10 protein-coding genes are annotated in these 13,690 nt (G+C 65.5%); 3 read left to right on the top strand and 7 right to left on the bottom strand.

Features of this window, described 5'->3' with window-relative positions; genetic code table 11:
* Positions 1-12: 12 nt before the first annotated feature.
* Positions 13-2,109 carry a cytochrome c biogenesis protein ResB gene (locus LQ564_RS11895; protein ID WP_231058308.1) on the bottom strand — a complete coding sequence of 699 codons (2,097 nt, stop codon included), beginning with the start codon at positions 2,107-2,109 and terminating at the stop codon, positions 13-15.
* Positions 2,110-2,215: 106 nt separating this feature from the next.
* Positions 2,216-2,878 (bottom strand): c-type cytochrome, encoded by a 663-nt coding sequence (locus LQ564_RS11890; RefSeq protein WP_231058307.1) that lies wholly within the window; start codon positions 2,876-2,878, stop codon positions 2,216-2,218.
* Positions 2,879-3,042: 164 nt separating this feature from the next.
* On the opposite strand from LQ564_RS11890, the gene yihA reads away from it, so the two are divergent.
* From yihA to LQ564_RS11875, 3 genes are all read left to right on the top strand, one after another.
* Complete coding sequence (yihA, locus tag LQ564_RS11885; RefSeq protein ID WP_231058306.1) at positions 3,043-3,741, top strand: ribosome biogenesis GTP-binding protein YihA/YsxC; 699 nt, start codon at positions 3,043-3,045, stop codon at positions 3,739-3,741.
* Between the two features lie 30 nt (positions 3,742-3,771).
* Entirely contained in the window at positions 3,772-4,785 is a 1,014-nt protein-coding gene (hemB, locus tag LQ564_RS11880; protein ID WP_231058305.1) for a porphobilinogen synthase, read from the top strand.
* A gap of 132 nt (positions 4,786-4,917) precedes the next feature.
* Positions 4,918-5,874, top strand: a complete 957-nt coding sequence (locus LQ564_RS11875; RefSeq protein ID WP_231058304.1) for an IS1595 family transposase — start codon at positions 4,918-4,920, stop codon at positions 5,872-5,874.
* Positions 5,875-6,091: 217 nt separating this feature from the next.
* Here the strand turns inward: LQ564_RS11875 and LQ564_RS11870 are convergent, their stop codons facing one another.
* The 5 genes from LQ564_RS11870 to LQ564_RS11850 form a co-directional block, all read right to left on the bottom strand.
* A complete protein-coding gene (locus LQ564_RS11870; RefSeq protein WP_231058303.1) occupies positions 6,092-7,000 on the bottom strand; it encodes a hypothetical protein in 909 nt (302 codons plus the stop codon).
* A 161-nt stretch (positions 7,001-7,161) separates the two neighbouring features.
* On the bottom strand, positions 7,162-10,260 hold the full coding sequence (locus LQ564_RS11865) for an efflux RND transporter permease subunit (protein WP_231058302.1): 3,099 nt from the start codon (positions 10,258-10,260) through the stop codon (positions 7,162-7,164).
* Positions 10,257-11,444, bottom strand: coding sequence for an efflux RND transporter periplasmic adaptor subunit (locus LQ564_RS11860; protein ID WP_231058301.1), 1,188 nt, complete (start codon positions 11,442-11,444; stop codon positions 10,257-10,259). The genes LQ564_RS11865 and LQ564_RS11860 overlap by 4 nt, the downstream gene beginning before the upstream one ends.
* Before the next feature lie 130 nt (positions 11,445-11,574).
* Complete coding sequence (locus LQ564_RS11855) at positions 11,575-12,936, bottom strand: ATP-binding protein (RefSeq protein ID WP_231058300.1); 1,362 nt, start codon at positions 12,934-12,936, stop codon at positions 11,575-11,577.
* Entirely contained in the window at positions 12,933-13,661 is a 729-nt protein-coding gene (locus tag LQ564_RS11850; RefSeq protein ID WP_231058299.1) for a response regulator, read from the bottom strand. The genes LQ564_RS11855 and LQ564_RS11850 overlap by 4 nt, the downstream gene beginning before the upstream one ends.
* Positions 13,662-13,690: the final 29 nt, after the last annotated feature.

Genomic DNA, 13,690 nt, shown 5'->3' with positions numbered 1-13,690 from the left:
GTTGCGCGCGGGTCAAGCCCGCTGCGGCAGTTTTTCTTTCAGGTCGTCGAATTCGCGTTCGAAGTCGAGCGTCTTGCGCTGGGTGCTCATCGCCATCAGCGCATGCGCGCCGCCGTCCTGGTGGCGCACCCACACCCAGATGCGCCGTTCACGAATATAAAACATTGCGAACACGCCGGCTACCAGCAACAGGCATCCGAAGTAGACGATGCCCTTGCCCGGCGAGCGCGTCATCTGCAGCACCGAGGCCTTCACTTCCTCGAATTCCTCCAGCTGCAGGTAGACCGGGGCGCCGTAGAACACGCTGTCGGACAGCGCATTGGTGGCCAGCTGCAGGTAGCGGCCGTTGGCCTCGCTCGGCTCGACCGGATCAAGGCCGGCGCGCGCATTCGCGGCCTGCCATAGCTCCCACAGGGCGCCGTTGAGCATCTTCATGAAGATGCCGGCGGCCTTTTCCTGTTCGGCCGGCGGGATCTTTTCCAGGAACCGGGAGACGCCGACAAAGCCGCCGCGCGCGTCTCCCTCGCCGGCGAAGATGGCCAGCGTGCGCGCCGCCGATTCCTCGAGCTGGCGCGCCAGGCCGTCCTGGCTGCGCTGCTCGGGCGCCAGTGCGCGCGCCGCGTAGCGCCGCGCCGCCTCGTTACGCAGGGCCGGATCGCCCAGCGCCGCGCGCAGGCGCATCCAGGTGCGCACGCTGTACTCGGCGTCGGCCGGGATGCGCAGGAAGCTGAAGTTTTCGGCCGGGCTGGAACGCACGCCGGCCAGGTAGACCTGTGCGCCTTCCAGGGTCATCGGCTGCATGTAGTTCAGGAATTCGCGCGCCTGGCCGGTCTTGTCGCGCAGCTTGTACTGCACGCTCGGGCCGACGTTCTTCAGGTCCTTGTTGTCCGCGCTCTTCGCGGCCGAGCCGGAGGCCTTGCCGAGCGTGGCGCTGAGCTGCTCGTTGAAGGAAGTGTTCTTCGCCACCGCGCGGGCGTCCTGGCCCGCCGCCATGTTCTCGACGTTGAAGGGACGGAAGCCCGACCACTCGACCGTCCAGGTCTCGCCACCCTGCTTCAGTTCGGTGGACGCGCCGACGGCGCCGCCGATCTCGAAGGATTCGCTCTTGTCTCCGCGCATCGGGAAACCGGTCAGCTTCAGCTTGCTGCCGCCATCCTCGAAGCTCGACTGGTAGACGGCGACGCCCTTGTAGATCAGCGGGTGGTTGACCTTGATGGTGGCGGGGAACGATTTGCCGGTCTCCGGGTCGCGCACCACGACGTCGCTGGCGAACAGCTTGGGCATGCCGGTCGAATAGAAATCGATGTGGAATTTCTTCAGCTGGATCGAGAACGGCAGCTCCTGCACCAGCACGCCGGCAGGCTGGGGCAGCAGCGCGGTGTTGCTGGTCTGGCCCTCCGCGATCAGGGTGTTGCCGCGGAAGGTGGGGTTCGACACGCCGAGGCGGTGCTGGGCCGGGATGTCGGCGATCACGCCGCTGCCGCCGAAGGGCGTCTTGCCGAAGAACCACTGCTGGAACTTGACCGGCAATTCCGAATCCAGCATGCCGCCCAGCAGGATCACGATGATGGCCGAGTGGGCGAAGATGTAGCCGAACTTGTTGCCGGCGCCCTTCTTGGCCGCGACCAGGGTGCCGTTGTCCTTGTCCACCAGCTTGACGGCGTAGCCGGCGTGGCGCAGGCGCGCGGCGGTCTGCGCAGCCAGGCCGGGGCGGTCCAGCGGCGCGGTCCATTCGGTCTTGTGGTGGAAGTTGCGCAGCGACTCTTCGCGCACGTTTTCGCGCCAGCTGCGCATGTCCTTGACCATCTTCGGCGCATTGCGCACCACGCACAGGGCGGTGGAGACGATCAGCGTGACCAGGATGGCCAGGAACCAGGGGCTGGTATAGACGTTGTAGAGGCCGAGGCGGGCGAACACCTCGAACCAGAAGGGGCCGAACTGGTTCACGTAGTTCGGCATCGGCTCGGCCTGCTTGAGCACGGTGCCGATGATCGCGGCGATCGCCACGATGACCAGGAGGCTGATGGCGAAACGCATCGAGGACACCAGCTCGACCGCTTCGGCGAACCCGCGGCGGCGGGTGTTCAATTCAATTCCGGTGGTACTCATGATTACTTCTCTACAGCGTATTTAACCACCAGAGCATACACGTAATGGCGGACGGGTTTCCCGTCCACCGTACGACATCGACACCCGGTTGCGTGACCGGCGCTGCTTATTTGAGGCCCGCGATATAGTCCGACACCGCCTTCATTTCCTCGGTCGACATGCGCTGCGACAGCGTGGTCATCTGGATGCTGTTCTTGCGGGTGCCGGACTTGAAGGCTTCCAGCTGGGCGTAGGTGTAGTCCTGGTGCTGGCCCGACAGGCGCGGGTACTGGGCCGGGATGCCGCCGGCGGTGGCGCCGTGGCAGCTGGCGCAGGCGGCGACGCCCTTCTCGGCGATGCCGCCGCGGTAAATCTTGCGGCCGAGCTCGACGGTGTCCTTGTTCTTGGCGGCGCCGGCTTTCTGCTTCTGGGTGGCGAGGTAGGCGGCGATATTGCGCTTCTCGTCCTCGGTCAGCATCTTGGCGTAGGTCGTCATGATCGGCTGCTGGCGGTTCGGCGTGGTGAAGTCGACCAGCTGCTTGTGGGTGTAGGCTTCGATCTGGCCGGCCAGTTTCGGGTTGGCGACGATGGTCGAGTTGCCGGCGGCGCCGTGGCAGGACATGCAGGCCGGCAGGCCGCGCGCGGCGTCGCCCGAATCGTAAAGGGTTCCGCCCTTGGCCGGATCGGCCTTGGCGGCGGCGCGCGGAGCTTCGGCCGCGGATGCCGTACCGCACACAGCCAGGGTTGCAAGCAACAAGGACTTCAAAAGCGGAAACGTCAGACGATTCATTCAAGCACCCTGAAAAAGTCAAAAACAGATTTTGGAATTTACAGTGATACAGTGCAGCGGCCTTACTGGTGCTCCCCCGGGGAGCGGCAATGAACCCCTTATTGTACAATAGCTTTGTTTCCGCATCGCCATTCCGTTGTCATTTAAACCTTTCCCAACTTCCCATGTCCCAACTCTGGCAAGCCCGGTTCTTCACGACCGTTAATCAGTTGCGCGATCTGCCCGGCACGGTCGTGCCCGAAATCGCCTTCGCCGGGCGTTCGAACGCGGGCAAGTCCACGGCGATCAATATCCTGACCAATCAGAAGGGCCTGGCCTTCGCATCCAAGACGCCGGGCCGCACCCAGCACATCAATTACTTCTCGATCGGCGGCGCCCACGTCGCCCAGCACCGCAAGGACCCGACCATTGTCGAGGAAATCCGCGCCCTGCTGGTCGACCTGCCCGGCTACGGCTATGCCGAAGTGTCCGGCACCGCCAAGCTGCACTGGCAGAAGCTGCTGGGCGACTACGTCCAGCGCCGCGAGCAGCTCGCCGCCCTGGTCCTGATCATGGATTCGCGCCGTCCCTTCACCGACCTCGACGTCCAGATGCTGGAATGGTTCGCGCCGACCGGCAAGCCGATCCACTGCATCCTGACCAAGGCCGACAAGCTCAACCAGAACGAAAAGACCAACGCCCTGCGCCAGGCGCAGAAGATCCTCGACAGCTATGTCGACGAAGAAGGCGAAGGCTTCCCGTTCACGGTGCAGCTGTTCTCGGCGCTCAAGCGCATCGGCATCGAGGAGGCGGACGCCAAGATCATCGAGCTGCTGGGGCTGGATAACGAGGACGCGCCAGCGGAATCCGACAGCGCGGAATAAACATTTGTTGGAAGTACTGGAGAAAAGTTTATGACGATCATCGTTCCCACAAGCTATCCCGCCTCCCGCATGCGCCGCATGCGCCGCGACCCTTTCTCGCGCGCCCTGATGCGCGAGAACGTCGTCACGCCGTCCGACCTGATCTATCCAGTCTTTATCCTCGACGGCGAGAACCAGCGCCAGCAAGTGTCCTCGATGCCGGGCGTGGAGCGCTTGTCGGTCGACCTGTTGCTGAAGGTGGCCGAGGAAGCCGTGTCGCTCGGCATTCCGATGCTGGCCCTGTTCCCCGTGGTCGACGCCTCGCTCAAGACCTATGACGGTGTCGAAGCCACCAATCCGGAAGGCCTGGTGCCGCGCGCCGTGCGCGAGTTGAAAAAGCGCTTCCCGGAACTGGGCATCATGACCGACGTGGCGCTCGACCCGTACACGACCCACGGCCAGGACGGCCTGCCGGACGAGAACGGCTACATCGTCAACGAGAAGACCATCGAGATGCTGATCCGCCAGTCGCTGGCCCAGGCCGAAGCCGGCGTGGACGTGGTGGCGCCGTCGGATATGATGGACGGCAGGATCGGTGCAATTCGCGGCGCGCTGGAATCGGATAGCCACATCCATACCCGCATCATGGCCTACTCGGCCAAGTATGCGTCGGCCTTCTACGGGCCTTTCCGCGACGCGGTGGGGTCGGCGGCGAACCTCGGCAAGGCCGACAAGAACACTTACCAGATGGATCCGGCCAATACCGACGAGGCGCTGCGCGAAGTGGCGCTGGACCTGGCCGAGGGCGCGGACATGGTGATGGTCAAGCCGGGGATGCCTTATCTGGACGTGGTGCGGCGCGTGAAGGACGAGTTCAAGGTGCCGACGTTTGCTTACCAGGTCAGCGGGGAATACGCGATGCTGAAAGCGGCGGCGCAGAACGGGTGGCTGGATCATGACAAGGTCATGATGGAGTCGATGATGGCGTTCAAGCGGGCGGGGGCGGATGGGGTGCTCACCTATTTTGCGCTGGAGGTGGCGCGGAAGTTGAAGGCGCAGGGGTGATACCCCGCTTGCGTTAAAGAAGAAACGGCGCCGGTGGCGCCGTTTTTGTTGGCTGTGTTCGCGATAGGTAGGTGAACCAAATCGCGTTGTCGAAGTCCTACGCATTGTCGAGTTAACTCATCTGGAGTGACGATGCAAGGCCCGCGCTTCGACGAATTGTTTGCTTTTCTGACCGCCGCGCCATTGTCCAGCGCCGATCTTGCCCGGCTGCGCGACTGGCTCGACAGCATCCGCGACCCGGCCGAATGCCTGGCGCTCATCGAAGCGGCCGCTGCAGGTCGGCCCTGTCCGCACTGTGCTTGCGCGCGCTTGCACCGCTCCGGCTTCGCCAGCGGCCTGCAGCGTTATCGCTGCCAAGGTTGTCGTCGCTCCTTCAATGCGCTGACCGGCACGCCGCTGGCCCGCCTGCGCAAGCGCGAGTGCTGGCTGCCATATATCAAGTGCTTGCTGGAATCACGCACTGTACGCGACGCTGCGCTCGCTACCGGCGTGCATCGCACAACGAGTTTTCGCTGGCGCCACCGATTCGCGTCGGGCGCCGCCCGGCACCGGCCCGCAGCATTGACGGGAATCATAGAGGCCGACGAAACCTACAGACTGGAATCGCAGAAGGGTTCGCGCACCTTGTCACGCCCGCCGCGCAAGCGTGGTGGCGCCGCCCGGCGGCGCGGCATCAACCGCGAGCACGATTGCCTGCTGGTAGCGCGTGACCGCATCGGCACGACGCTGGACTTTCATACCGGACGTGGTCCCGTGACCGCTGCGCAACTGCGCACCTGCCTGCAATCGGTGCTGCCCAGCGACGGGCTGCTCATCAGCGATGGCGCTGCGGCTTACGTCCGGTTTGCCCTTGACGCCGGAATCATGTACGAATCCGTCAACGTGCGGGCCGGGCGGCGCGCACGCGGTGCGATCCACATCCAGAACGTGAATGGCTGGCACAGTCGCTTCAAGAACTGGCTGGTGCGCTTCAAGGGTGTGGCCAGTCGCTACCTGGCGAACTATTCGGGGTGGCAGCGATTACTGGATGCGCAAGCGTTGCGTACACCAGCGCAGTGGCTATGTGCTGCGGTACGACAAGTTCAGTGAAGGCGGCTGCAAATCCATAACTAACGCGAACACAGCCTTTTTGTTTGCGTTGTAGGTCTTCATGCAAACTTGGATCCCGGCCTTCGCCGGGAGTCATGGGCGCCAGTGGCGCGCATGACGGTCTCCAAGCTAGAGGTGCTGCAACTTTTACCTCTAGCCTAAAAACCGTCGTTCCGGCGAAGGCCGGAACCCAATTTTCCCCGATCAGCCCGGAACCTCACCGCCACTGCGCCGGCGGCTTATACTCCGGAAACATCTCCTTGAACAAGAACGTCATCAGCTCATCCGTATCGGCCGGCCGCGCACTGAGCTTGACGATCTTGCCCAGCCGGTGCGAATCCCATTCGAAATCGCCGGTCTTTTCTTTCCGGATCAGTTCGATCATCTTCTTGACCACGGCGATCTCGACATCGGCCTCGCTCCCCTGCTCCACCGTCACGCTGGTCAGCCAGCGGCGCTTGAAGTTCGGGTTCCAGCCGCGGAACTTGAGGTCCATGCTGTGGAAGGTCTTGTTCGATACCGAGAACACGCCGCCGGTTTCGTTGCGGTCTTCGCGGCCGCGGCCGTTGATGGCGGCGATATTGGCCATCGCGTTGCGCGCGCCCTTGGTGGCCTCGCTTTCCGGCGTGGTGTCTTCGCTGCCGGTCGGGGCGCCGCGCTGGGCGCGGCGGGCGGCGATGAAGTCGGCCATGTCGACCGGCTGCTTTTCGTCGAATTTCTTTTGCGGCTCGGGCTTGGGCTGCTCGACCGGCTTTTCTTCCGGCAGGGTGATGGTATCCGGCAGGCGCGCGATCTCGATCCGCTCCTGGCGCGGACGCGGCGTCGGCTTCGTTTTCGTGGGCGACGGCGCCTGCGCACGCGGCGGCGGCTTGGCCGGCTGTTGCAGCGGCGCGACATACACCACCTCGCCCTCGGCCCCCGAGGCCGGCTTGGCCTGCTTGCCGTCCTTGTCGGGATGGAAGAACCAGATCGCTACCAGCAGCACGTGCAGCAGGATGGTCGCCACCAGGGCCGGGCGGTTCGGCCCCTGGCGCCCATAGCTCGGGGCGGCGCGTCCCGGCAGCGTCTGGCCGCAATGTGCGCAGACGTCGCTGTGCTCCTCGTAGGTGTGGGAATGGTCACGCAAGGTCGAACGGTTCCTGGTTCTGGCAACTTTGTTACCGCAATGCGGCACGAGAGCCGCAGTCTAACCGTTTTGCGACTAGGACGCAGCTTAGAGGATGCTTAGCGGCGGCGCGGACACCTTGAAGGATGTTACAAGATGTTTCCGCGCTGCCAACTGCAGCCTCAATGCGCCGCGGCCTCTTCCAGCTTGGTCAGCTGCTTGTCGGTCATCGGACCGGTGCCGCTGTACTTGTCCAGGTAGAGGTAGATCACCGGGGTGATGTAGAGCGTGATCACCTGCGAGAAGATCAGGCCGCCCACCACGGCCAGGCCCAGCGGCTGGCGCAGCTCGGCGCCGGCGCCGATGCCCAGCGCGATCGGCAGCGCGCCCATCATCGCGGCCAGGGTCGTCATCAGGATCGGACGGAAGCGCAGGATGCAGGCCTCGCGGATCGCGTCGACCGGCTTCATGCCCTGGTTGCGCTGGGCGTCGAGGGCGAAGTCGATCATCATGATCGCGTTCTTCTTGACGATACCGATCAGCATCAGGATGCCGATCATCGCGATCAGGGTCAGGTCCATATTGAACAGCCACAAGGTGAGCAGCGCCCCCACCGCCGCCGACGGCAGGCCGGCCAGAATCGTGAGCGGGTGAATATAGCTCTCGTACAGCACGCCCAGCAGCACGTAGATCACGCCGATCGCCGCGATGATCAGGATCAGCTGGCTCGATTGCGTATCCTTGAATACCGCCGCGTCGCCGCCGTAGTTGGTGATCACCGACGCCGGCAGCTTCATGTCGCGGCCGAACTGTTCGATGGCGGCGGTGGCGTCGCCCAGCGGCACGTCCGGCGCCAGGTTGAAGGCCAGGGTGATCGCCTGCAATTGCCCCTGGTGGTTGACCGCCAGCGGGCCGACAGTGCGCCGGACCTTGGCGAAGCTCGACAGCTTCACCAAGTCGCCGTTCTTGGAACGCACCGACACGCGCGACAGTGCTTCGTCGTAGTAGCGGTCGGATTCGGCCGCTTCCAGGATCACGTAGTAGCTGGCCGCGGTCGAGTAGATGGTCGAGACCTGGCGTTCGCCGAAGGAGGCATACAGCACGGTGCGGATGTCGGCCATCTCCACGCCCAGCAGCGCCGCCTTGTCGCGGTCGATGTCGATGGTGGCCTGCAGCGCCTTGTTCTGCGAGTCGCTGGTGACGTCGCGGAAACGTTGATCGGCGCGCATGCGTTCCAGGAACTGGTCGGCCCACTGGCCGATCTCGCCGCCCGACACGCTCTGCAGGGTGTACTGGTAGCGGCTCTTCGACTGGCGGCCGCCCAGCTGCAGGTTCTGCACCGGCGACAGGAACACTTGCACACCGGCGACGCCGCGGGTGGCCTTGCGCAGCTCATCCACCACCTGCGACATCGGCGGGCGCTCCGAGCGCGGCTTCAGGACCAGGAACATGCGGCCGGTATTGCCGCCGCCGCTGAACGAGGTCGTATCTTGCACGTAGGGGCTGGCGCGCACGATGTCGACCACTTGCGCCTGCAGCTGCATCAGCTTCATGGACGAGGTGTCTTCCGCCGCCTCGACCGTCACGCGCAGCTGGCCGATGTCTTCCTCGGGGAAGAAGCCCTTCGGCATGGTCGAGTACAGTACGGCCGTCAGCACCACGGTGCCGACCGCCAGCATCAGGACCAGGAAGCGGTGGCGCAGCGCCATGTCCAGGGTGCGGGCATAGCCGTCGCGCACATTGGTGAACATCGCCTCGAAGCGGCGGCCGACCCAGGACATGTCCTTCGGATCGACGTGGCCGCCGTGCTTGATCAGGCGCGAGCACATCATCGGCACCAGGGTCAGCGACACGATGGCCGAGACCAGCACCGCCAGGCCGACGATCACGGCGAATTCGCGGAACAGCAGGCCGATCACACCCGGCATGAAGAAGATCGGGATGAACACCGCCACCAGCGAGATCGAGATCGAGATGATGGTGAAGCCCATCTCGCGCGAACCGACCAGGGCCGCCTGCATCGGCTTCTTGCCCAGCTCCATGTGGCGCACGATGTTTTCCAGCACCACGATGGCGTCGTCGACCACCAGGCCGACGGCGAGGGTGATGCCGAGCAGCGAAATATTGTCCAGGCTATAGCCGAAGGCATAGAGCAGCGACAGCGCGCCCAGCAGGGAGATCGGCACGGTGACGGCCGGAATCAGGGTCGCGGTGAGGCGGTGCAGGAACAGGAAGATCACCAGGATGACCAGGATCACGGTGCCGGCCAGGGTGAGATTGACGTCGTGGATCGCTTCGCGGATCGAGACCGAGCGGTCATTGACCAGGTGGATCTTGATCGACTGCGGCAGCTGGGTCTCGAAGCGCGGCATCAGCTCGCGCACCGCATCGACCACCTGCACGGTATTCGCATTGGGCTGGCGCTGCACCATCAGCACGATCGAGCGCTCGCCGTTCAGGCTGCCGGTGGCCTTGACCGACTGGTAGCTGTCCTCGACCGAGGCGATGTCGCGCAGGCGCACCGGCAGGCCGTCGCGGGTGGCGACGATCAGGCCGGCGAAGTCGGCGGCCTTCATGAGCTGGCCGCCGCCCTGGATCGTCAGGCTCTGGCTGGGGCCGTCCAGGATGCCGAGCGGGGTGATGGAATTGGCAGAACGTAAAGCGGTGGCCAGTTCGGCCATCGAGATGTTACGGGCGCTCATCAGGTCGTGGCGGGCGCGTACCCGCACGGCGAAGCGCTTGCCGCCGTTCACCGTCACCTGGGCAATACCCGGCAGCGTCGAGATCGCCGGCGAGACCAGGTTTTCCGCGTAGTCGTTCAGCTCCGACAAGTCCATCGACGGCGAGGTCATGTGCATGAACAGGATCGGGGAGTCGGCCGGATTGATCTTGCGGTAGGACGGCAGGTCGGTCATTTCCTGCGGCAGCTGGCGCTGCACCTGCAGCAGCGCGGCCTGGACGTCGACGGCGGCCTGGTTGACGTCGATCGATTCGTCGAACTCCAGCGTCAGGGAAGTATTGCCCTGGGTATTCGTCGAGCTGATCATCTTGATGCCGGCGATGGTCGCGAACTGCTTTTCCAGCGGCAGCGCGACCGACGAGGCCATGTTTTCCGGGCTGGCACCGGCCAGGTTGGCGTTGACGTTGATGACCGGCGTGTTATAGCTCGGCAGCGCCGCGACCGGGATGTGCATGTAGGCCAGCACGCCGACCAGCACCAGGGCCAGCGACAGCAGCACCACCATCACGGGACGGCGGATACACAGTTCGGACAGGTTCATGCCTTTTCATCCTTCTTGGCAAGGGCGGTCGGCTGGGACTTGGCGCCGGGGGCGCCAGCCTGTTTGACCTTGCCGCCCGGGCGCAGGTTCTGCTTGCCTTCGGTGATGACTTTTTCGGTCCCTAGCAGGCCGGTCACGGCAGCATACTCGCCGAAGCCGTGCAGGCGCGCCACCTTGACCTGTTTCGCCTCCATGCCCTCGCCCACCACGTAGACGAAGGTGCCGTTGGTACTGGTGATGATCGCGTTCTGCGGAATCACGACGGCGTCGCGGATGGTCTGCACCGTGACCTTGGTGGTCACGTACTGGCCCGGCCACAGGCTGGCATCCGGATTGGCGAACTGGGCCTTCACGCGGATGGTGCCGGCGGTGGCGTCGACCGCGTTGTCGACGAACTTGAGTTCGCCGGTCACCGGCCTGGCTCCCGCGTCGCCGGTGCTGGCCTGCACCGCCACCTTGCCGGCGCGCGAGGCCGCGAGCACGCTGCCCAGGCTCGATTCCGGCAGGTTGAAGGAGACGTCGATCGGGTCGAGCTGGGTGATGGTGGTGAGCGAGGTGGTCGGCTGCACCAGGGCGCCCGGGTGGATGTCGATGGCGCCGACCCGGCCCGACATCGGGGCGCGGATGGTGGTGTAGCTGGCGCTGACCTGGCTGGCGCGCGTGGCCGCGACATTGCTTTGCACCAGGGCGCGCGATGCCTCGACCTGGCTCTTCAGGGAGTCGACGGCGCTCTGGGACAGGAAGTTCTGGGCAGCCAGTTCCTGGCTACGCTTGTACTGGCGCTCGAGGTCGGCCAGGGTCGCGCGGTTCTGCGCCACCTGCGCTTCGGCGCGCGCCACGTTGGCGCGGTCGGCGCGGTCGTCCAGCGAGAACAGCACCTGCCCTTCCTTGACGAACTGGCCTTCGCGAATGTGCACCTTGCGGATGGTCGCGGTGGTCTGCGGATGCAGGTCGACGGTGCGCACCGGGGTCACGGTGCCGTTGGCGGACAGTTCCACGCCGACGTCCTGGCGTTGCGGCGCCACCACGTTGACCGTGGTCGGCGGCATGCCGTTCTTGCCCCCCGGGCCGCCCTGGCCGCCGGGGCCGCCGGCGTGGGCCGTGTCGCCCTTGTTCAGGTACCAGGCGCCCGCCACGGCGACCGCCACGACACCCACGATCCAACCAGCATTCTTCTTTTTCATGTTCGTCCCTTGCCGCCAGTCCCGGCGGCTATTTCTTTCGATTATCCAGCCTGCCGCGCATGCCCATACGCGGGGCGCACCATTCTCGCACGGCCATGTTTCAGGATTGTGTATGCGGTGTCGCTTTGTATCACTTGTTCGGGTAGTACTCCGGCAGCATCAGCGTGACTTCCAGGCCGCCTTCCGGGTGATTCGCCAGGGCGATGCTGCCGCCGTGCTGCTCGGCGATGTTGCGCGCGATCGTCAGCCCCAGGCCGGTGCCGCCCGACTCGCGCGAGCGCGAGGTCTCGATCCGGTAGAAGGGATCGAACACCCGGCCCAGCTCGGTGGCCGGGATGCCCGGGCCGCTGTCGCGGATGCGCACCCGCGCCGCGCCGTTGCTGCGGTCGACGCAGACGCGCACGTCGCGGCCGTACTTCACCGCGTTGTCGATCAGGTTGCCGAGGCAGCGGCGCAGGTCGAGCGGCCGGCCCATCAGGGCCATGCCGGCGTGGCCCTTCAGCTCGACCTGCTGGCCGGCGTCGACGGCGTCGGCGCACACGGCTTCCAGTAGCGAATCGAGGTCCAGCATCTGCATGTTCTCGGTGGTGTCCATGCTGCGCGCCAGCACCAGGCCTTCGCGCACCATTTCCTGCATCGCCGACAGGTCGCCGATCAGGCGCTCCTGCAGCTCGCGGTCCGACACCTTTTCCAGGCGCAGGCGCATGCGCGTCAAGGGAGTCTGCAGGTCGTGGGTGATGGCGGCCAGCATCTGCGTGCGCTGGAAAATGTACTGGCGGATGCGCGCCTGCATGGCGTTGAAGGCCGCGCTGGCCTGGCGGATCTCGCTGGCGCCGTCCAGGGACAGCGGCGCGCGGTTGATGTCCTGGCCCAGGTCCTGGGCGGCGCGCGCCAGCACCTTGAGCGGTCGGGTCGTCATGCGCGCCACCAGGTAGGCCAGCGCCGCGATGCTGACCAGGAACAAGGCGATGGTGGTGCGGTAGTCGGTTTCGGGGCCGGTGAAGACCGAGCGCGGCGGCAGCACCGACAGGCGCAGCTCCTCGCCGTCGCGCAGGCGCACGTTCAGGGTTTCGCAGGCGCCGCGCCAGTCGGTCGAGACCAGGCCATAGAGCACCATTTGCCGCTGCGGCATGTCGCAGGAGGCCGGGCGGCCGGCGGCCGAGGTGATGCGGTAGCCGTCGCCCAGGCGCGCCGCCAGCGAGCGCGCGAACCAGCTGGGCGGCTGGCTTGGGGGCGTGACGTTGCCGACTTCCAGGCGCAGGCCGGGACGGTTCGCCACCGACAGGTAGACCGAGCGCGCCGAGGTCGGCACGATCTCGGTCGCCATGACGAGCTGTTCGGCGCGTTCCAGCAGGTGCTGGTCGCGCTGCTGTTCGATCACGCGCAGGCGTTCGAGGTCGGCGGCCAGCTGGGTCAGCGCCGCCGAGATCACGATGCCGAGCAGCAGGGTGATGAACACGCGCCCGGTCATCGAGCCGAAGAAGGCTTTCACGCCGGCGGCTCCACGGTCACCTGGCCGGCCAGCACGTAGCCGCCGTTGCGCACGGTCTTGATGATCTGCGGCATGCGCGCGTCTTCGCCCAGCTTCTGGCGCAGGCGCGAGATCTGGATGTCGATCGAGCGGTCGAAGGGGTCGGCGTCGCGGCCCTGGGTCAGGTTCAGCAGCTGGTCGCGGTTGAGCACGCGGTTCGGATGCTCGAGGAAGACGCGCAACAGGCGGAACTCGGCGCCCGACAGCATGATCACCACGCCCTGCGGGTTGACCAGGTGGCGCGCGGTCAGGTCCAGGGTCCAGCCGGAAAAGCGCATCTGCTGCACGTTCTCGGACGGGGCGTTGGACGGCATCGCATGCGAACGGCGCAGCACGCTGCGGATGCGCGCCAGCAGTTCGCGCGGCTCGAAGGGTTTCGGCAGGTAGTCGTCGGCGCCCATCTCGAGGCCGAGGATGCGGTCGAGCGGCTCGTTGCGGGCGGTCAGCATGATGACCGGCAGGCTGGAGGTGGCGCGCAGCTTGCGGCACAGGGTCAGGCCGTCGTCGCCCGGCATGTTCAGGTCGAGCACGATCAGGTCCGGGCGCGCGTCGTCGAGCGCTTTCCACATGCCGGTGCCGTCGGCGGCGGCGATCGTGCGGTAGCCGTTCGACTCGAGGTAGTCGGCGAGCAGAGTGCGGATATCGCGGTCGTCGTCGACGATCAAGATCGTAGAGGGATTGTCCATGACCGCAATTATCCGGATTCGGCGCACCC

The sequence above is a fragment of the Massilia phyllostachyos genome (genome assembly GCF_021044825.1).
GTDB classification, from domain to species: domain Bacteria; phylum Pseudomonadota; class Gammaproteobacteria; order Burkholderiales; family Burkholderiaceae_D; genus Telluria; species Telluria phyllostachyos.
The sequence above is the reverse complement of the archived record's forward strand: the minus strand, read 5'-3'. Positions and strand labels throughout refer to the sequence as shown.

Bases quoted from the DNA above. Each gene is read 5' to 3' on its own strand.
- LQ564_RS11895 (WP_231058308.1), bottom strand. From the start codon at position 2,109: ATGAGTACCACCGGAATTGAATTGAACACCCGCCGCCGCGGGTTCGCC.
- LQ564_RS11850 (WP_231058299.1), bottom strand. From the start codon at position 13,661: ATGGACAATCCCTCTACGATCTTGATCGTCGACGACGACCGCGATATC.
- LQ564_RS11865 (WP_231058302.1), bottom strand. From the start codon at position 10,260: ATGAACCTGTCCGAACTGTGTATCCGCCGTCCCGTGATGGTGGTGCTG.
- LQ564_RS11875 (WP_231058304.1), top strand. From the start codon at position 4,918: ATGCAAGGCCCGCGCTTCGACGAATTGTTTGCTTTTCTGACCGCCGCG.
- hemB (WP_231058305.1), top strand. From the start codon at position 3,772: ATGACGATCATCGTTCCCACAAGCTATCCCGCCTCCCGCATGCGCCGC.
- LQ564_RS11890 (WP_231058307.1), bottom strand. From the start codon at position 2,878: ATGAATCGTCTGACGTTTCCGCTTTTGAAGTCCTTGTTGCTTGCAACC.
- yihA (WP_231058306.1), top strand. From the start codon at position 3,043: ATGTCCCAACTCTGGCAAGCCCGGTTCTTCACGACCGTTAATCAGTTG.
- LQ564_RS11860 (WP_231058301.1), bottom strand. From the start codon at position 11,444: ATGAAAAAGAAGAATGCTGGTTGGATCGTGGGTGTCGTGGCGGTCGCC.